The sequence below is a fragment of the Escherichia sp. WS547 genome (genome assembly GCF_046486065.1).
GTDB classification, from domain to species: domain Bacteria; phylum Pseudomonadota; class Gammaproteobacteria; order Enterobacterales; family Enterobacteriaceae; genus Escherichia; species Escherichia coli.
Genome location: NZ_JBJQMA010000004.1, coordinates 163,128 through 183,029, shown reverse-complemented (window position 1 = coordinate 183,029; position 19,902 = coordinate 163,128). Strand labels below are relative to the sequence as shown.

Annotated in this window: 17 protein-coding genes; 6 read left to right on the top strand and 11 right to left on the bottom strand. The window is 49.5% G+C overall.

What is annotated here, in order from left to right; translation table 11 throughout:
* Positions 1 to 27: 27 nt before the first annotated feature.
* From ACJHWK_RS05910 to syd, 4 genes are all read right to left on the bottom strand, one after another.
* Positions 28 to 477: a flavodoxin gene (locus ACJHWK_RS05910; protein ID WP_000807751.1), complete on the bottom strand. Its 450-nt coding sequence runs from the start codon at positions 475 to 477 to the stop codon at positions 28 to 30.
* A gap of 17 nt (positions 478 to 494) precedes the next feature.
* Positions 495 to 1,277 (bottom strand): tRNA pseudouridine(65) synthase TruC, encoded by a 783-nt coding sequence (truC, locus tag ACJHWK_RS05905; RefSeq protein ID WP_000890001.1) that lies wholly within the window; start codon positions 1,275 to 1,277, stop codon positions 495 to 497.
* Entirely contained in the window at positions 1,277 to 1,606 is a 330-nt protein-coding gene (locus ACJHWK_RS05900) for a YqcC family protein (protein ID WP_000206978.1), read from the bottom strand. The genes truC and ACJHWK_RS05900 overlap by 1 nt, the downstream gene beginning before the upstream one ends.
* A gap of 621 nt (positions 1,607 to 2,227) precedes the next feature.
* Positions 2,228 to 2,773 (bottom strand): SecY-interacting protein, encoded by a 546-nt coding sequence (gene syd / locus ACJHWK_RS05895; RefSeq protein ID WP_001521175.1) that lies wholly within the window; start codon positions 2,771 to 2,773, stop codon positions 2,228 to 2,230.
* Between the two features lie 67 nt (positions 2,774 to 2,840).
* On the opposite strand from syd, the gene queF reads away from it, so the two are divergent.
* From queF to xni, 5 genes are all read left to right on the top strand, one after another.
* Complete coding sequence (gene queF / locus ACJHWK_RS05890; RefSeq protein ID WP_000100411.1) at positions 2,841 to 3,689, top strand: NADPH-dependent 7-cyano-7-deazaguanine reductase QueF; 849 nt, start codon at positions 2,841 to 2,843, stop codon at positions 3,687 to 3,689.
* Positions 3,690 to 3,800: 111 nt separating this feature from the next.
* Positions 3,801 to 5,165 (top strand): nucleotide 5'-monophosphate nucleosidase PpnN, encoded by a 1,365-nt coding sequence (gene ppnN, locus ACJHWK_RS05885; RefSeq protein ID WP_000627995.1) that lies wholly within the window; start codon positions 3,801 to 3,803, stop codon positions 5,163 to 5,165.
* A 555-nt stretch (positions 5,166 to 5,720) separates the two neighbouring features.
* Complete coding sequence (gene sdaC, locus ACJHWK_RS05880; RefSeq protein ID WP_000450476.1) at positions 5,721 to 7,010, top strand: HAAAP family serine/threonine permease SdaC; 1,290 nt, start codon at positions 5,721 to 5,723, stop codon at positions 7,008 to 7,010.
* A 57-nt stretch (positions 7,011 to 7,067) separates the two neighbouring features.
* Entirely contained in the window at positions 7,068 to 8,435 is a 1,368-nt protein-coding gene (gene sdaB / locus ACJHWK_RS05875) for an L-serine ammonia-lyase II (protein ID WP_000626404.1), read from the top strand.
* A 110-nt stretch (positions 8,436 to 8,545) separates the two neighbouring features.
* Positions 8,546 to 9,301, top strand: a complete 756-nt coding sequence (xni, locus tag ACJHWK_RS05870) for a flap endonuclease Xni (protein WP_001309702.1) — start codon at positions 8,546 to 8,548, stop codon at positions 9,299 to 9,301.
* Between the two features lie 104 nt (positions 9,302 to 9,405).
* Here the strand turns inward: xni and fucO are convergent, their stop codons facing one another.
* The 7 genes from fucO to ACJHWK_RS05835 all read right to left on the bottom strand — a co-directional run bounded on the left by fucO (position 9,406) and on the right by ACJHWK_RS05835 (position 17,569).
* Positions 9,406 to 10,554: a lactaldehyde reductase gene (gene fucO, locus ACJHWK_RS05865; RefSeq protein ID WP_410234804.1), complete on the bottom strand. Its 1,149-nt coding sequence runs from the start codon at positions 10,552 to 10,554 to the stop codon at positions 9,406 to 9,408.
* A gap of 27 nt (positions 10,555 to 10,581) precedes the next feature.
* Positions 10,582 to 11,229 (bottom strand): L-fuculose-phosphate aldolase, encoded by a 648-nt coding sequence (fucA, locus tag ACJHWK_RS05860; protein ID WP_000442593.1) that lies wholly within the window; start codon positions 11,227 to 11,229, stop codon positions 10,582 to 10,584.
* Between the two features lie 132 nt (positions 11,230 to 11,361).
* Complete coding sequence (locus ACJHWK_RS05855; protein WP_001140842.1) at positions 11,362 to 12,360, bottom strand: LacI family DNA-binding transcriptional regulator; 999 nt, start codon at positions 12,358 to 12,360, stop codon at positions 11,362 to 11,364.
* 64 nt (positions 12,361 to 12,424) lie between these two features.
* Positions 12,425 to 14,005 (bottom strand): FGGY-family carbohydrate kinase, encoded by a 1,581-nt coding sequence (locus ACJHWK_RS05850; RefSeq protein WP_001521177.1) that lies wholly within the window; start codon positions 14,003 to 14,005, stop codon positions 12,425 to 12,427.
* A gap of 53 nt (positions 14,006 to 14,058) precedes the next feature.
* A complete protein-coding gene (locus ACJHWK_RS05845; protein WP_000857362.1) occupies positions 14,059 to 15,009 on the bottom strand; it encodes an ABC transporter substrate-binding protein in 951 nt (316 codons plus the stop codon).
* A 73-nt stretch (positions 15,010 to 15,082) separates the two neighbouring features.
* Positions 15,083 to 16,066 carry an ABC transporter permease gene (locus ACJHWK_RS05840; RefSeq protein WP_001352556.1) on the bottom strand — a complete coding sequence of 328 codons (984 nt, stop codon included), beginning with the start codon at positions 16,064 to 16,066 and terminating at the stop codon, positions 15,083 to 15,085.
* Positions 16,067 to 16,069: 3 nt separating this feature from the next.
* Positions 16,070 to 17,569 (bottom strand): sugar ABC transporter ATP-binding protein, encoded by a 1,500-nt coding sequence (locus tag ACJHWK_RS05835; protein WP_001521178.1) that lies wholly within the window; start codon positions 17,567 to 17,569, stop codon positions 16,070 to 16,072.
* A 469-nt stretch (positions 17,570 to 18,038) separates the two neighbouring features.
* Here ACJHWK_RS05835 and fucI point away from each other — a divergent pair, with 469 nt between their 5' ends.
* Positions 18,039 to 19,814, top strand: coding sequence for an L-fucose isomerase (gene fucI, locus ACJHWK_RS05830; RefSeq protein ID WP_020232922.1), 1,776 nt, complete (start codon positions 18,039 to 18,041; stop codon positions 19,812 to 19,814).
* Positions 19,815 to 19,902: the final 88 nt, after the last annotated feature.

The following is a 19,902-nucleotide window of genomic DNA, read 5'->3' as shown; positions in this document are numbered from 1 at the left end:
AACGGCATTTACCGCTCGCTGAACGTATCAGGACAACAGCGTGCCCCAATGTTCGACCCACGGATTTGATTCCGTTTCCGGTTCCGGGTTCTCACTGGCGTCAATCAACAGCATTTCGCCAACCCGCTGAGCGCTCTGTTCCTGCAACAAGGCATCGAACTGTTTGCCGCCATTGCAGAAATTCACATAACTACTGTCGCCGAGCGCAATCACGCCATAACGCAGATTCGGCTGGAAGCCCAGACTATCTTTGATTCCCTGAAAGAGCGGCACAATGCTATCAGGAAGGTCGCCCTGCCCGGTCGTGGACGTAACCACCAGAACATACTTATCCTGATAGGGCAGCCAGTCGCTTAATTCAGGATCTTCAAATACCGTTGCTTTGTGGCCCTGCGCGGTCAGAATTGCTTCCGCTTCTTCCGCCACTAACAGCGAATTTCCGTACATAGTGCCGACAAAAATACCAATTTCCGCCATACCGTTTTCTCCCTGGATTAGGAACTTATCTCTCCATCCTGACCCGATGGCGCACTGAACTCAACCCTTTCATTTTCAGGAAGCAGACCCCGCCAGCCAAATTGTGATAACGCCTGCATCCAGGTGTCGTCCAGGCCCGCGTGAATAGTCAGCGGCTCGCCAGTAAAAGGATGCGTCAATGACAACTGACTGGCATGCAGCATTAACCGCTGAAGGCCAAAATGTTCAGCACCGCTGCGATTCTGGCGTAAATCACCATGTTTGCTGTCGCCAATAATCGGGTGGCGCAAATGGGCAAGATGGCGACGGAGCTGGTGCTTACGTCCAGTTTTCGGCTCCAGTTCCACCAGGCCGTAGCGCGTGGTCGGGTAACGTCCGGTCGCTACCGGCATTTCTACGGTCGCCAGACCGCGATAATGCGTCACTGCTGGCTGTGGGCCTTTATCTTCGCGGGCAAATTTATCAGCGATTTTGTCCAGTTCTTCCACCAGTGGATAATCCAGAACTGCTTCTTCCATCAACCAGCCGCGCACAATCGCATGGTAACGTTTCTGGATTTGGTGCTGTTCAAACTGTTGTGCCAGCAGCCGTCCGGCCTCGCTGGATAATCCCATCAACAACACACCAGAAGTGGGTCGGTCCAGACGATGAGCAGTAAACACATGCTGGCCTATCTGGTCACGCACGGTTTGCATGACCACTACTTTCTCGTCGCGATCCAGCCAGCTGCGGTGAACCAGCCAGCCGGAGGGTTTATTTACCGCAACCAGCCATTCATCCTGATAGAGTATTTCCAGCATTAGCTCGCATCATCCGCAAAAAGAGCATCCAGTTTTTCCAGCTCAGCCAGAATAAGCGCGCGTTGCGGGTGGTCCGTCGCCAGCGCCATTTCATAATAGGGTGCAACGGCAAAAGCGCCCGGTAACGGCTGGTTGTTATCTAACAAATCGTGCATTCGCGGGATCAGCACCCACTGCAACCACTCCAGTGGTTCCATGGTGTCCATAAAGAACGGTTGGGTACTGTTAAATTGATGCGGCTGGGGTTCATCGTTTTGCCAGTGCTGATGTTCACGCAGTAATGCTTCAAGCGCCTGCAGCTGGAGACGAACGCGGTCATGAGTGGTCATAAAGCAACCTCAATAAGAAAAACTGCCGCGAAGGATAGCAGGAATAAAAAAAGGGAGCACTGTATTCACAGTGCTCCCGGTTCGTTTCGCAGCATTCCAGCTACTTTTGTTGCTCCCTGCTCATCCTTGACAACTTTTCCTCTGGCCTTGCGGCCAATCGTTCATCCTGAACTATTGCTTCCTGCTCACACCACCCCGATGTGATACTTCATCCTGAAGTGTCCCTGGCCTTCCTGACCCACCGAATCATCCTGACCGGTTCTCATTCTCCATCCTGGAGGTGTCCTTTAACGCGTCCTGCGTCATCCTCTTCGCTTCATCCAGAAGCCTTTCCCTGAAACACCATCCTGGTGTGTCCTTCAGAAGTGTCATCATCCTGATGTTCACTTCGTTGTCTGACTCCCTGTCGACGAAGATAGAATCGTCTTTTTCGCGAAGTCTTACAAGGCGCTTACAGACAATGCCTTAAGGAAAATTTCATATGAAAGTTAAGAATTGACAAGCAATATATTGATTTTAAATGAAAATAACGATTCTTATCTTTTTAAGTATTCGCTTATTTCCTGGCGATCTCCTACAGAGTCTGTAAGAGATCTCTCACAACCAGATGGGGTATTTGGATTACAGAAGAGGCTTAAGTTGATTAAGGAATTCCGCAAGATTTGAGGCTAAATGCGTCCGTTTACGTGTTCCCAGCGTCTCTTTGCACACTTCACCGGAGAGATTACACACCGAGATGACCTCTAACTCTTCTTCCAGCGTCGCGATAAATAGCGTGGGCGGCAGTTTTAGCCTTTTCTGAGTCACCAGATGACCAATCAGATTTTCCTGCACCCGACGGAAATCGTCTTCACTCCAGGTTTGCAGCAATGTCAGTTTGATATCGCCAAACTGCGCGTGCATATCCCCGGCAAACTGAGTCGTATAAAAGGTATGAATCGTGGGTTGTATCACAATATCAAAAGCGCGTTCAACCGCGTTTACATTTTGTTCCCCGGTAAACGGCTGGGGTTGCCAGTATACGGCATCTTCGGTAGTTGAAATAATGCACGGTGAAGGAACGCCGTACAGTTCCTCACTCAACGGCCAGCTTTTATGCTCTTCATGCCACGCATCGCAGTAACATGCAGTAAAATCTTTCAGGGCTTGTGCGGTCAAATCGTCCACTAATTTCTCTCTTCACTTAAACCAGATACACTTGTCGTTTAGTTTATCTGGTTTATGACGGTGAAACATGTCTTCTTATGCAAACCATCAGGCACTTGCGGGCCTGACTCTTGGAAAATCAACCGATTACCGGGATACCTATGACGCCAGCCTACTGCAAGGCGTTCCGCGTAGTCTGAATCGCGATCCGCTGGGTCTGAAAGCGGATAACCTGCCTTTTCACGGTACGGATATCTGGACGCTATATGAACTTTCCTGGCTGAATGCGAAAGGTTTGCCGCAGGTCGCCGTCGGTCATGTTGAACTTGATTACACCAGCGCAAATCTGATTGAGTCGAAGAGTTTTAAGCTCTATCTCAACAGTTTTAACCAGACGCGTTTTAATAACTGGGATGAGGTGCGCCAGACGCTGGAGCGCGACTTAAGCACTTGCGCTCAGGGTAAGGTTAGCGTGGCGTTATATCGTCTTGATGAACTGGAAGGCCAACCGATAGGTCATTTCAATGGCACTTGCATTGATGACCAGGATATCACTATCGATAACTATGAATTCACTACTGACTATCTGGAGAATGCCACCAGTGGCGAAAAAGTAGTAGAAGAGACGCTCGTCAGCCACCTGCTGAAATCAAATTGCCTGATCACCCATCAACCAGATTGGGGATCGATCCAAATTCAGTATCGTGGACGCCAAATTGACAGAGAAAAACTGCTGCGTTACCTGGTTTCTTTCCGTCATCACAACGAGTTCCACGAACAGTGCGTGGAACGCATCTTTAATGACCTGTTACGCTTCTGCCAGCCAGAGAAATTGAGCGTTTACGCACGTTATACCCGTCGTGGCGGTCTGGACATTAACCCGTGGCGCAGTAATAGCGATTTTGTCCCATCGACCACAAGACTGGTTCGGCAATAAATTTTTTCTCAATTTTGCGTGCTGGATTCACGCAGAAGGTTGTGAAAGGTCATCAGGCAGGGCTATTGTAATCAAAGGGAATGACGATATTCGTCCCATAAGGAGTTTTTCTTGATTACACATATTAGCCCGCTTGGCTCCATGGATATGTTGTCGCAGCTGGAAGTGGATATGCTTAAACGCACCGCCAGCAGCGACCTCTATCAACTGTTTCGCAACTGTTCACTTGCCGTACTGAACTCCGGTAGTTTGACCGATAACAGCAAAGAATTGCTGTCTCGTTTTGAAAATTTCGATATTAACGTCCTGCGCCGTGAACGCGGCGTAAAGCTGGAACTGATTAATCCCCCGGAAGAGGCTTTTGTCGATGGGCGAATTATTCGCGCTTTGCAGGCCAACTTGTTCGCGGTTCTGCGTGACATTCTCTTCGTTTACGGGCAAATCCATAACACCGTTCGTTTTCCCAACCTGAATCTCGACAACTCCGTCCACATCACTAACCTGGTCTTTTCCATCTTGCGTAACGCTCGCGCACTGCATGTCGGTGAAGCGCCAAATATGGTGGTCTGCTGGGGCGGGCACTCAATTAACGAAAACGAGTATTTGTATGCCCGTCGCGTCGGGAATCAGCTGGGCCTGCGTGAGCTGAATATCTGCACCGGCTGTGGTCCGGGAGCGATGGAAGCGCCGATGAAAGGCGCTGCGGTCGGACACGCACAGCAGCGTTACAAAGACAGTCGTTTTATTGGTATGACAGAGCCGTCGATTATCGCCGCTGAACCGCCTAACCCGCTGGTCAACGAATTGATCATCATGCCAGATATCGAAAAACGTCTGGAAGCGTTTGTCCGTATCGCTCACGGTATCATTATCTTCCCTGGCGGTGTGGGTACGGCAGAAGAGTTGCTGTATTTGCTGGGAATTTTAATGAACCCGGCCAACAAAGATCAGGTTTTACCATTGATCCTCACCGGCCCGAAAGAGAGCGCCGACTACTTCCGCGTACTGGACGAGTTTGTCGTGCATACGTTGGGTGAAAACGCGCGCCGCCATTACCGCATCATCATTGATGACGCCGCTGAAGTCGCTCGTCAGATGAAAAAATCGATGCCGCTGGTGAAAGAAAATCGCCGCGACACAGGCGATGCCTACAGCTTTAACTGGTCAATGCGCATTGCGCCAGATTTGCAAATGCCGTTTGAGCCGTCTCACGAGAATATGGCTAATCTGAAGCTTTACCCGGATCAACCCGTTGAAGTGCTGGCTGCCGACCTGCGCCGTGCGTTCTCCGGTATTGTGGCGGGTAACGTAAAAGAAGTCGGTATTCGCGCCATTGAAGAGTTTGGTCCTTATAAAATCAACGGCGATAAAGAGATTATGCGTCGTATGGATGACCTGCTACAGGGTTTTGTTGCCCAGCATCGTATGAAGTTGCCAGGCTCAGCCTACATCCCTTGCTACGAAATCTGCACGTAATCTCCCTCCCCCGGTGACGTTTGTTGCCGGGTTTTCTCGTTTTTGGTCACATACCCATCAATTTATTTCATTTGTTATATGAATGTTTCTTACCACCCTCACGCGATAAATATCATTACAGTTAATATGTCATACAATTTATGTTGTAACGCAAACGTTTACCTATTTTCATAAACCACATTTTATCGCTATGAAAAAGAAATTATCGCCATGATTAACTAAAAGTATTGATTTTTTCAGTTCAACCTACATATATTGCGCGCCCCGGAAGAAGTCAGATGTCGTTTAATGGGCAAATATTGCCCTTAAATTCTCTTTTACTTTTGATTTACAGAGTAAAGCGTTGGGATAATCTATCTTCCAAGTAGATTATTGTATTTGGGATCAAGATCACTGATAGATACATAACTTGTGTGTATCTTTCCGCCCTCAAATTATTACGGCGGTAAATGATTAAGCCATCGCCGATAGACAGATTTCATTTTTACGGTCAGGCACCTTCCCGGGCTGAACTGGCTAAAAGCTGAATTATTTGCATTCCTCCAGGAGAAATAGATGGAAACGACTCAAACCAGCACGATTGCGTCGAAAGACTCTCGTAGTGCCTGGCGCAAGACAGACACCATGTGGATGCTGGGCCTTTACGGCACGGCAATCGGCGCGGGCGTGCTGTTCCTGCCAATCAATGCCGGTGTTGGCGGTATGATCCCGCTGATCATCATGGCTATCCTTGCGTTCCCGATGACATTTTTTGCTCACCGCGGCCTGACTCGCTTCGTACTGTCTGGTAAAAACCCAGGCGAAGACATCACCGAGGTTGTAGAAGAACACTTTGGTATTGGCGCAGGTAAACTGATTACCCTGCTCTACTTCTTCGCTATCTACCCGATCCTGCTGGTTTATAGCGTGGCAATCACCAATACAGTTGAAAGCTTCATGTCTCACCAGCTGGGTATGACACCACCGCCGCGTGCGATTCTGTCGCTGATCCTGATCGTGGGTATGATGACCATCGTTCGCTTCGGTGAGCAGATGATCGTTAAAGCGATGAGTATTCTGGTATTCCCGTTTGTTGGCGTACTGATGCTGCTGGCTCTGTACCTGATCCCGCAGTGGAACGGCGCAGCACTGGAAACGCTGTCTCTGGACACTGCATCGGCAACCGGAAACGGTCTGTGGATGACCCTGTGGCTGGCAATTCCAGTAATGGTGTTCTCGTTCAACCACTCTCCGATCATCTCTTCTTTCGCCGTTGCGAAGCGTGAAGAGTACGGCGATATGGCAGAACAGAAATGCTCGAAGATCCTTGCATTCGCACACATCATGATGGTGCTGACCGTAATGTTCTTCGTCTTCAGCTGCGTACTGAGCCTGACTCCGGCAGACCTGGCTGCGGCTAAAGAGCAGAACATCTCGATTCTGTCTTACCTGGCTAACCACTTTAACGCACCGGTTATCGCGTGGATGGCACCGATTATCGCGATTATCGCTATCACCAAATCCTTCCTCGGCCACTACCTGGGCGCACGTGAAGGCTTCAACGGTATGGTGATTAAATCTCTGCGTGGTAAAGGTAAGTCTATCGAAATCAACAAGCTGAACCGTATCACTGCGCTGTTCATGCTGGTAACGACCTGGATTGTTGCCACCCTGAACCCGAGCATCCTGGGTATGATTGAAACCCTGGGCGGCCCAATCATCGCGATGATCCTGTTCCTGATGCCGATGTACGCAATTCAGAAAGTACCGGCAATGCGTAAGTACAGCGGTCACATCAGCAACGTATTCGTTGTCGTGATGGGTCTGATTGCAATCTCCGCAATCTTCTACTCTCTGTTCAGCTAAGTCCTTTCGCGCCGCTTTCGGGCGGCGCTTCCTCCGTTTTAACGCGATGTATTTCCTATGATTAGCGTATTCGATATTTTCAAAATCGGCATTGGCCCTTCCAGTTCTCATACCGTTGGACCAATGAAAGCGGGTAAACAATTTACCGACGATCTGATTGCCCGTAACCTGCTTAAAGACGTGACCCGCGTGGTGGTTGACGTGTACGGCTCGCTCTCTCTGACTGGTAAAGGCCACCACACTGATATCGCCATTATTATGGGCCTGGCGGGTAACCTGCCGGATACCGTGGATATCGATTCCATCCCTGGTTTTATTCAGGATGTGAATACTCATGGTCGCCTGATGCTGGCAAATGGTCAGCATGAAGTGGAGTTCCCGGTTGATCAGTGCATGAACTTCCATGCCGACAACCTTTCTCTGCATGAAAACGGTATGCGCATTACCGCGCTGGCGGGCGATAAAGTCGTTTACAGCCAGACTTACTACTCTATCGGCGGTGGCTTTATCGTTGATGAAGAACATTTTGGCCAGCAGGATAGCGCACCGGTTGAAGTTCCTTATCCGTACAGTTCAGCAGCCGATCTGCAAAAACATTGTCAGGAAACCGGGCTGTCACTCTCTGGCCTGATGATGAAAAACGAGCTGGCGCTGCACAGCAAAGAAGAGCTGGAACAGCACCTGGCGAACGTCTGGGAAGTCATGCGCGGCGGTATTGAGCGCGGTATTTCCACCGAAGGCGTGTTGCCTGGCAAACTGCGCGTACCACGCCGTGCTGCGGCACTACGCCGGATGCTGGTCAGCCAGGATAAAACCACCACTGACCCGATGGCGGTTGTTGACTGGATCAACATGTTTGCACTGGCAGTGAACGAAGAGAACGCTGCTGGCGGTCGCGTGGTGACTGCGCCGACTAACGGTGCGTGCGGGATTATCCCGGCTGTGCTGGCGTACTACGATAAGTTTATCCGCGAAGTGAACGCTAACTCACTGGCTCGTTACCTGCTGGTAGCCAGCGCCATTGGTTCTCTTTATAAGATGAACGCGTCGATTTCTGGTGCCGAAGTGGGTTGCCAGGGTGAAGTTGGCGTGGCGTGCTCTATGGCGGCAGCTGGTCTGGCAGAACTGTTAGGCGCAAGCCCGGCGCAGGTGTGCATCGCGGCGGAAATCGCCATGGAGCATAACCTCGGTCTGACGTGTGACCCGGTTGCTGGACAGGTGCAGGTACCGTGCATCGAGCGTAACGCCATTGCGGCAGTAAAAGCGGTGAACGCCGCGCGTATGGCGCTGCGCCGTACCAGCGAGCCGCGCGTCTGCCTCGATAAAGTTATCGAGACCATGTACGAAACAGGTAAAGATATGAACGCCAAGTACCGCGAAACCTCTCGCGGTGGCCTGGCAATGAAGATCGTTGCCTGCGATTAATCTCTCCCGGAGGCCTCGTTTTGCGAGGCCTCTTCCCGTTTTCTCAACCAGCCATAGCCTGTTCCGGCATCGAATGTTACCCTTATCGCCTGATCTTTAAGGGGGTTATCGTGGCTGTTCATTTGCTTATTGTCGATGCACTGAATCTTATTCGTCGTGTTCATGCCGTTCAGGGTTCGCCCTGTGTCGAAACCTGCCAGCACGCGCTCGATCAGCTCATTATGCACAGCCAGCCAACCCACGCGGTCGCCGTTTTTGATGATGAAAACCGCAGTAGCGGCTGGCGTCATCAGCGTTTACCAGATTACAAAGCGGGTCGACCGCCAATGCCGGAAGAGTTGCACGACGAGATGCCTGCACTACGCACCGCCTTTGAGCAACGCGGCGTCCCGTGCTGGTCAGCCAGCGGTAACGAAGCCGATGACTTAGCCGCCACGCTGGCGGTCAAAGTGACACAGGCCGGGCATCAGGCAACGATTGTTTCGACAGATAAAGGCTACTGTCAGTTACTTTCACCGACATTACGTATTCGTGATTACTTCCAGAAACGTTGGCTGGATGCGCCATTTATCGATAAAGAATTTGGCGTTCAACCGCAGCAGTTGCCCGATTACTGGGGGCTTGCGGGGATCAGCAGTTCAAAGGTACCGGGTGTTGCGGGGATCGGACCCAAAAGCGCCACGCAGCTGCTGGTCGAGTTTCAGAGTCTGGAAGGGATATATGAGAATCTGGATGCGGTTGCCGAAAAGTGGCGCAAAAAATTAGAAACCCATAAAGAGATGGCGTTTCTGTGCCGCGATATTGCCCGCTTACAAACCGATTTGCATATCGACGGCAATTTACAGCAATTGCGGTTGGTACGGTAACGGCGTGCCGGATGCAAACGATTATCAACACATTGAATTTAATGAACTTATACGCCGGATAAGACGCAGCTAGCGTCGCATCCGGCATTATCACATCAGCGCATTTACCAGGCGGTATGGTAAAGCTCTACAATATCCTCAAGCGTTGCTTCGCGCGGGTTGCCACCGGTACAAACGTCATCAAGCGCCGCCTGCGCCAGTGCCGGAATGTCTTCCTTGCGTACACCAACGTCACGCAAATGTGGCGGAATACCGACATCACGGTTGAGAGCAAACACCGCTTCAACAGCGGCATTACGCGCCTCTTCCAGGCTCATACCTTCCACTTTCACGCCCATAACGCGCGCGATATCGCGGTACTTCTCACCGGTAAAGTCAGCGTTATAGCGCATGACATGCGGTAACAGGATGGCGTTCGCAACACCGTGTGGAGTGTTATAAAACGCGCCCAGTGGATGCGCCATACCATGCACCAACCCTAACCCAACATTCGAGAAGCCCATACCCGCAACATACTGCCCGAGCGCCATTTCTTCTCCGGCATCCTTATCACCAGCAACCGATCCTCGCAGCGCCCCAGCAATGATTTCAATCGCTTTAATGTGCAGTGCATCGGTTAGCGCCCACGCGCCACGGGTAATATACCCCTCAATAGCATGAGTGAGCGCATCGACACCCGTCGCAGCTTTCAGCGCTGGAGGCATACCATCCATCATGTCAGCGTCAATAAACGCCACCTGCGGGATATCATGCGGATCAACGCAAACAAACTTGCGCCGTTTTTCTTCGTCAGTGATCACGTAGTTAATGGTCACTTCTGCCGCAGTGCCTGCTGTGGTGGGGATTGCCAGAATCGGTACACTGGGTTTATTGGTCGGGGAAAGTCCTTCCAGGCTACGCACATCGGCAAACTCCGGGTTGTTGCTGATAATGCCAATCGCTTTACAAGTATCCTGTGGAGAACCACCACCAATAGCGATCAGGTAATCCGCGCCGCTATTCTGGAATACACCGAGCCCTTCTTTGACGACAGTAATTGTTGGGTTGGGCACTACGCCGTCGTAAATCGCCCATGCCAGCCCTGCAGCATCCATCTTATCGGTCACTTTCGCCACCACGCCGCATTGCACCAGCGTTTTATCGGTGAGGATCAGCGCCTTCTGATAACCACGGCGTTTCACCTCATCGGTTAAAGCCCCAACAGCACCCCGACCAAACCATGCCGTTTCGTTCAGAATCATTCTGTTAGCCATCATCCTTCTCCTTGTTGCTTTACGAAATTACTCTTCAATCCGTAACCCGTAGGTTTTGAATTTCTCCAGCACTACGGCAATCTCTTCATCGCTCAGCACTGGCACCGGGTCCGTAATCGCCAGGGTCGTCAGGTAAAGTTGCGCCAGCACTTCAACTTCATGCGCCAGCCATAACGCTTTTTCCAGATTCACCTCACAAGCGATAAGCCCATGATGTTGTAACAAAGTTGCCTTACGATTTTTGAGAGCCAGCGCAACATGTTCAGAAAGTTCACGTGTTCCAAAGGTCGCATAAGGCGCGCAAGGAATAGAATTACCGCCAGCCGCCGCAATCATGTAGTGAATAGCGGGGATTGGTCGGTTAAGAATGGAAACTGCCGTGCAATGAACGGCATGATTGTGAACAACCGCGTTGGCATCCGGTCTGCTTTGATAGGCCGCCATATGGAAACGCCATTCGCTGGAAGGAATCTTACCTTCTTCGTATTTGCCGTTGCCATCAACATAGACAATCATATTCTCCGTCATTCTTTCATAAGGAATACCGCTGGGAGTAATCAACATGCCGTTTTCAAAACGTGTGCTGACATTCCCCGCTGTCCCCTGATTTAACCCAAGGCGCGTCATTTCCAGACAGGTTTCAATTATTTCACGGGATAAACGTGTTCTTTCCATTTCTATTCTCCAGATACAGTTTCAGCTCGCCTTGTTGCGTAAAACAGCACCGCAAATGAAGACGGGGTTATTTTTAGTAAGGGGAGGCCACTGAATATCATTGTTCAGTAGCCTGATATCTTTTGGCGATTATTATTTTTTTCTTATGCGCTTAATTAATTTCATTTCTACTTTAACTGTTTTTTTGACTGGTCTTTCTTCGATCGCGCTTAACATCATTTCGAACGCTTTTTCTGCCCAGGCATTTTCATCCTGCTGCATTGACCAGACATTGTTGGCGAGAAATCCCAGCATAGGATGTTCATCGAAAGTGCCAATATTGATTTCTGGCGGTACAGCGCCAAGACGGTCGCGAATCGCGCGGACAGCGCCTTCAAGCACAGGTAAAGACGAGGCGATAAATGCCTGCGGACATCCCTGCTCTTCAATGAGTTTTTCCATAATGACATAGCCGCCTTCCGGAGTATTTACCGGACCTTCCCGCACCCAATCGCGATGGGTAATCCCTTTTTTTGCCAACGCATTCAAATAGCCTGTCAGACGATCGCTGATACTCGGCAAACCGGCATCTCCCAGCAAAAACCATACTGGAGCCTGCCCGGCCTCAAGAATATTTTGCGTCAGCTTTTCTCCGCCAGAAATATTATTACTCTCTACCAATGCGTTATCGGTATATTTAAAATCACGATCGAGTAAAACCATTGGCTTACGAATTTTGCGTAAATGATGCTGCTGATTTTCCAGCGTCGAAGGAACAATAAAAAGACCATCTACATTTCGTGCGATAAATGCTTTCGTCAATTTATTTTCATAGTCAACATCATCATAAGTGCAACTGATTGTAAGTTGATATCCGGAACGTCGACAGCGTTGTTCGAGTTTTTCTGCCAGCGTAGCAAAAAAGACGTTGGATATGTTGGGAACAATCAACCCTAATGTATCAGTTTTGTTAAGCTTAAGGCTGCGAGCGGAATGATTAATGATATAACCATAGCGTTCAACATATTCATTGATACGCGTTTGGGTTTTGACGCTGATTCGATATTGTTCCGCTTTTCCATTTAGCACCAGTCGCACGGTCGTAACCGATAAATTCAGGTCGCTGGCTATCTGCTCTACTGTTTTAGCCATAGGTATTTCCCAGTTAACATCCAGACGTCAAATCACAATCATAAAAGTATTTTCAACTTTTGTCTTATTGCATCAGTTGGTTAACCGCCTGTTGTTGCTCCCAAAGCGTCAGGTAAACCCGGTATTTACGCTCTAAAAATTCACGGCGTTGTGGATTTACCTGAATAACCTCTCCGGCTTCAACCATTGCTTTACACGCAGATGTAAAATCCCCCCATGCTCCGCTGGCAACAGCGCCGCTAATTGCTGCGCCCAACGTAACGGCATCTTCTTCTTGCATCAGGTGGATATCGCAACCTGTCACGTCTGCATATTCGCGTAGCCATAAAGGGTTGTGCGTTGCACCACCACATAATGTTAATCGGGTAATGGTATGCCCATTTTCCCGCAGAGTTTCAATAATATGTCTGGTGCCAAAGGCTATTGCCTGTAAAGTCGCAAGATAAAGCCGCGCGAGCTGATTTTCACCACGCTCCAGTGTTAAGCCATAAACACTGCCTCTGGCATCGGACCGCGCTCGTGGCGAACGGTTGCCGTGATGATCGGCAAGCACATGTAAATTTCGTGTGGGTTCTGACTCGTTAGCTTCCAGTGCGGCTACCCATTCATTAATCAGTTGAATCGGATGACACCCGCGTTGCTGCGCCTTGTTAAAAAGATTTGCGCTTGCCCCGGACTCCTGAAGCGTCCACTCCACCAGCGCCCCTGCGGCGCTTTGCCCGCCTTCAGTTAGCCAGTAATTTGGCAACATGGCCGACCAGTATGGCCCCCAGACGCCAGGGGTGAATATTTCTTTTTCACTGCACAACATATGGCAATTCGACGTTCCGCTTATCAATGCCAGCGTTCCTGATGGCTGCGCGCCAGCCAGCGCCATGCCACCGGCATGGGCATCAATCAAACCACTGGCCACGATAACATTGGTCGTTAATCCTAATTCTTCAGCAGCTGTGGCAGTTAAAGTTCCCACGGCAGCACCAGGCGGAAGAATTTCGGCGGGAATTCTTTCGAGCATGTCGGTCAGGTCTACCGATTCCAGTAAGCTATGGCTAAAGCGTTGTTCATGAGCCAGATAATTCCATTTACACGTTAGCGTGCACAATCCCGCGACGTCTCGCCCTGTTGCTTTCCAGACCAGAAAATCCGCCAGATCGAAAAAGCGATGAGCGGCCTGCCAGGTTTGCGGTAGATGCGTCTTCAACCAACGTAACTTTGGTAACTCCATCTCGACGCTCACTTCGCCGCCAACGTAGCGCAATGCGGGATCCTTCGTTGCGTTAATCTGCGCCGTCTCGACAGTTGCACGATGATCCATCCACATAATAATGTCGTGATTCGCAGATCCACCGGACGAAACCGCTAAACCCTGGCCTTGTTCATCAAGAACAACCAGCGAGCAGGTAGCGTCAAAACCCAGTGAGCGAATTGCGGAAATGGGGATGCCTGCCAAAGCTGTCGCCTCTTTCACCGTTTTACAAACTTGTTGCCAGATCTCTGCCGAAGACTGTTCGACACGCTCGCCGCCAGGGCGAAACTGGGAGACGGGCGCAGTAGCGAATGCCAGCCTGTGGCCACTGGCACTGTAAACGCCTGCCCTGACACTGGCCGATCCGACATCGACACCGAGAAAATAACCGTTGTGCATAAAGCCTCCCTGACGCTGGAGATAACGGGGATGAGAATTCATCCCCAATTTTTTTATTTCTTACCGAATGGGTGCAGGAGTTTGTCGATTTCTGGCGTGTTAATATTCTCGGCATTAACAAATTTCACGGGAATATCGATCTCTTTTTCAACGGCTTGCCCCGAAAGGGCCGCGTTCAACGTTTTGATCCCTTGATAGCCAATCTGGTATGCATCCTGAACAACAAAGCCCTGAATGACCCCGTTCTTCAGGAAGTTAATAATCGCTTCCGTACTATCAAAACCAATGACCTTCACCTTACCTTTCAGATTCTGGCTATCAATGGCATTCGCCACCCCGAGCGTTGAACCTTCATTGGTGCCATAGATCCCAGCAAGATCGGGATTGGCCTGAATCATATCGATAGTTTTATCCATCGCTTTTTGCGGGTCACCATCGCTGTACTGAACGGGTAAGACTTTAATGTCAGGATATTTTTCTTTCATACGCTCCATGAAGCCTTCCGAGCGTTCAATAGCGGAAGATGTTCCTGCAACGTGCGCGATAATCCCAACTTTCCCTTTATTATTTACCTGCGCAGCTAAGGCATCAGCTGCCTGAGCACCTGCTTTACGGTTATTGGTGGCGACAAAACTCACCGGAATGTCTGAATTGATGCCTGAATCAAAGGTCACCACTTTGATACCGCGTGAATTTGCCGTTTCTACCAGTGGGGCGAGCGCATTCGCGTCGAGGGCTGCCAGAAGCAAGCCATTCGGTTTCTGCGCCATCGCATTTTCGACTAACTGAATTTGCTCGGCTATTTGCGTTTCATCAGCCGGGCCAACATAGCTGGTTTTATCCCCCAACTCTTTAGCCGCAGCTTCAGTCCCCATTTTTACGGTTTGCCAGAATTCATGTTGGAAACCTTTACTAACAACCGGAAGATTTAAATCCTTCGCCAGTGCGCTGGAAGTTACGCAGGCCAGCAGAGATAACGCATAGATAAAATGCCTGGTTTTCATTGTTGTACTCCGTTCTGAGTGAATCACCCTTAACGTCAGGGCAGTTGTTTCCCGATAAAACAGGGAGCCTAAGTCAACGAATCTTTTTGCGTAATGTATCGAGGTAAACGGCAGCGACCACAACGACGCCCATCGCGACCATTTGCCAGAACTGGGAGACGCCCATTAAATTGAGGCCATTTTTCAGTACACTCATAATGAAAGCGCCAATGATTGTGCCGCCAATAGTACCAATACCGCCCATTAAGCTGGTTCCGCCAATCACTACCGCGGCAATAGCTTCCAGTTCATAACCCACACCTACCGTCGGTTGTCCGGAGTTGAGACGAGATGCCAGAATGACACCTGCAATCCCCGTTAATAATCCACAGAAGGCATAGACGAAAATTTTCACGCGCTGAACTTTAATACCAGAAAGATGAGCAGCAACTTCATTACTGCCTACGGCATAGACATAGCGACCAATGACGGTTTTCTTCAGGATGTAAGCGCCGACAAGCGCTACAATGACAAGGTAGAAAACAGGATAAGGCAGCACATCAAATAAGCGTCCCTGAGCGAGCGTTTTGAACATCGGGTAATCGGCAAAATAGATGGCGCGCCCGTCAGTCATCACCATATTGATGCCTCTGACGGACATCATCAGGCCCAACGTAGCGATAAACGGTGGAATGGTCATTTTAGTGACCAACAAACCATTCACATAGCCGCACAATCCACCGGCCAAAACACCAGCAATAATACACACAGGCAGCGGCAGGCCCAGCGTGGCGCAAATACCTACGGCGACACCAGAAAAAGCCACCACGGAGCCCAATGAAAGATCGATGCCAGCGGTAATAATGACGAAAGTTACCCCAATGGCCATAATGCCGATTACCGACGTTTGTAGAGCAATCGTCATGATATTTTCGGTATTAAAGAAAAAGGGAGAGCTGAAACTAAAAAATAGCACCAATATAATTAAGCTAAAAAGAGGTGCAAGGCGCATCAAAAGTTCTTTATTTATCTTTATTTTCTTATTATTACTGTCTGGAGAGGTTACAGAGATAGTCATAATTTAATCCTCTAACGTCGCGTATTGCATGATTTTTTCTTGTGTCGCTTCTTTTGCGCTAAGTTCGCCGGTAATTCGACCACTGCGCATCACTAAAATACGGTCGCACATTCCTAACACCTCCGGCAATTCAGAGGAGATCATGATGATTGATTTCCCTTTTGCCACCAGGCGATTCATTAACTCATAGATTTCCAATTTGGCGCCAACATCAATGCCGCGAGTGGGTTCATCGAAGATTAAAATATCAGTATCTTTACACACCCAACGTGCAATTATAATTTTCTGCTGGTTTCCTCCACTTAGATTTAATGCCGCCTGTTCAAGATTTGGCGTTTTAATCCTTAACGCTTTTACCTGTTCCTCACTGGTTTGTTGGCAACGACGCGAATCGACATTCCCAAAACGATCGGAATACTCAGGGTAGTTTCCTAACATAATATTTCGTTCAACAGATAAATTCAGCGCCAGCCCTTCTTTTTTGCGGTCTTCCGTCAGGTAACTAATTCCCTGCTGAATAGCATCCGAAATATCTTTAATAACGGTTTCCTTACCATTTAATTTTAGCGTTCCGCTGTCAATGGAATCCGCACCAAAAATCGCACGCGCAAGTTCAGTACGCCCCGCGCCCATCAGTCCGGCAAAGCCGAGGATCTCGCCACGATAAAGCGTAAAATTAATATCGTTCAGGACGCCTTTGCGCGTCAGTCCGTTTACCTTCAGAACCGGAATCCGCTGCTGCAAGGCCTCGCGGCGGGGATAGATATTCCCCAAATCGCGACCAACCATCATGGCAATCAGATCGCTGATTTTTACGCACTCATAATCCACCGTGCTGATGTACTGACCATCACGCATTACAGTCGCGCGGTCGGCAATTAGCGCCAACTCTTCCAGACGGTGGGAGATATACACAATGCCGGTCCCCTGCTCTTTCAATAACCGGGTGACGCGAAATAAGCTTTCAATTTCAGTTTCTGTTAACGCCGCAGTAGGTTCATCCATAATGAGAATCCTGGCGTTAACTGAAATGGCCTTGGCAATTTCTACCATCTGCTGCTGAGCTACCGTAAGGTCGGCAACCAGAGTATCTGGTTTGATCGCCAAATTTAATTTTTGCAAAATTTCAATCGTCGCCTGGCGTTGCTGTTTTTCATCCAGACGCCAGCGATTTTTTTTACAAAACTCCCTGCCGATAAAAATATTTTCCTCTACTGTAAGCTCGGGAAATAAATTAAATTCCTGGTGAATAATAGTAATACCTACGTTTTGCGCACTTAACGGATCAGAAAATGAGACTGGTTTATCTTCAAAAATTATTTCGCCTTCATCAGGTTGATAAACCCCCGACAAAATTTTCATTAAGGTAGATTTTCCTGCACCATTTTCACCTAATAATGCATGAACCTCGCCCCGGCGTAGGGTAAATTGCACGTCATTAAGCGCCAACACTCCAGGAAAGCGTTTGGTGATATGTTTCATTTGCAAAAATGTTTCGGACATTGCAGCTTTCCTCAATAATCAGAAACTGAAAATGTGAAGTACGGCATAAACGTCGCTACTAAAGCCATCTCCACTGTGATACGAATAACCTTTGAATAAATATTCATCGCATCAATCTATTCTTAGCATTTTGCTAACTCGAGTTAGCGATCGCCTTTTAAAGCTATTTTAGGTATACAAATTAGCCAAATCATTTGAGTTAAAACTGTGATGCATAACCATTAAAATATAATAACTATATGATTATACGTAAAATTTATTTTTATCCCGCTAAATAATAATTTGACAGAGATCGTATTTTAACCACTTCTCGTGAAGCCCCTCACATTTCAACAACAAAAAAGTTGTGCATAAAAAGCCTACAAACCTAAGCTAACTCGAGTTAGCAAGTAATGACCAATACTACTGCTTCGGTGGTTTCCTTTCTCCGCCTTAGCAGAGCGCCAATAAAGCGAGATGAGGAATCCTGATGAAAATTAATACGTTACCGAAAATTGGTATCCGCCCGGTTATTGACGGTCGTCGCATGGGTGTTCGTGAGTCGCTTGAAGAACAAACAATGAATATGGCGAAAGCCACGGCTGCACTGCTGACCGAGAAACTGCGCCATGCCTGCGGAGCTGCCGTCGAGTGTGTCATTTCCGATACCTGTATCGCGGGTATGGCTGAAGCCGCTGCTTGCGAAGAAAAATTCAGCAGCCAGAATGTAGGCCTCACCATTACGGTAACGCCTTGCTGGTGCTATGGCAGTGAAACCATCGACATGGATCCAACCCGCCCGAAAGCCATTTGGGGCTTTAACGGCACTGAACGCCCCGGCGCTGTTTACCTGGCTGCGGCTCTGGCAGCTCACAGCCAGAAAGGCATCCCGGCATTCTCCATTTACGGTCATGACGTTCAGGATGCCGATGACACATCGATTCCTGCTGATGTTGAAGAAAAACTGCTGCGCTTTGCCCGCGCCGGTTTGGCCGTCGCCAGCATGAAAGGTAAAAGCTATCTGTCGCTGGGCGGCGTTTCGATGGGTATCGCCGGTTCCATTGTTGATCACAACTTCTTTGAATCCTGGCTGGGAATGAAAGTCCAGGCGGTGGATATGACCGAACTGCGTCGCCGTATCGATCAGAAGATTTACGACGAAGCCGAACTGGAAATGGCGCTGGCCTGGGCTGATAAAAACTTCCGCTATGGCGAAGATGAAAATAACAAACAGTATCAACGCAATGCCGAGCAAAGCCGCGCAGTTCTGCGCGAAAGTTTAGTGATGGCGATGTGTATCCGCGACATGATGCAAGGCAACAGCAAACTGGCCGATATTGGTCGCGTGGAAGAATCACTTGGCTACAACGCCATCGCTGCGGGCTTCCAGGGGCAACGTCACTGGACCGATCAATATCCCAATGGCGACACCGCCGAAGCGATCCTTAACAGTTCATTTGACTGGAATGGCGTGCGCGAACCCTTTGTCGTGGCGACCGAAAACGACAGTCTTAACGGCGTGGCAATGCTAATGGGTCACCAGCTCACCGGCACCGCTCAGGTATTTGCCGATGTGCGTACCTACTGGTCACCAGAAGCAATTGAACGTGTAACGGGGCATAAACTGGATGGACTGGCAGAACACGGCATCATCCATTTGATCAACTCCGGTTCTGCTGCGCTGGACGGTTCCTGTAAACAACGCGACAGCGAAGGTAACCCGACGATGAAGCCACACTGGGAAATCTCTCAGCAAGAGGCTGACGCTTGCCTCGCCGCTACCGAATGGTGCCCGGCGATCCACGAATACTTCCGTGGCGGCGGTTACTCTTCCCGCTTCCTTACCGAAGGCGGCGTCCCGTTCACCATGACCCGTGTCAACATCATCAAAGGCCTGGGCCCGGTACTGCAAATCGCGGAAGGCTGGAGCGTTGAGTTACCGAAGGATGTGCATGACATCCTCAACAAACGCACCAACTCAACCTGGCCAACCACCTGGTTTGCACCGCGCCTCACCGGTAAAGGGCCGTTTACGGATGTGTATTCGGTAATGGCGAACTGGGGCGCTAACCACGGGGTTCTGACCATCGGCCACGTTGGCGCAGACTTTATCACTCTCGCCTCCATGCTGCGTATCCCGGTATGTATGCACAACGTTGAAGAGACCAAAGTATATCGTCCTTCTGCCTGGGCCGCGCACGGCATGGATATTGAAGGCCAGGATTACCGCGCTTGCCAGAACTACGGCCCGTTGTACAAGCGTTAATACATTACTCCCTGATGTGATGCCCGGTCGCTCCGGCTACCGGGCCAGAACAAGCAAGAGTGGTTAGCCGGATAAACAATGTTATCCG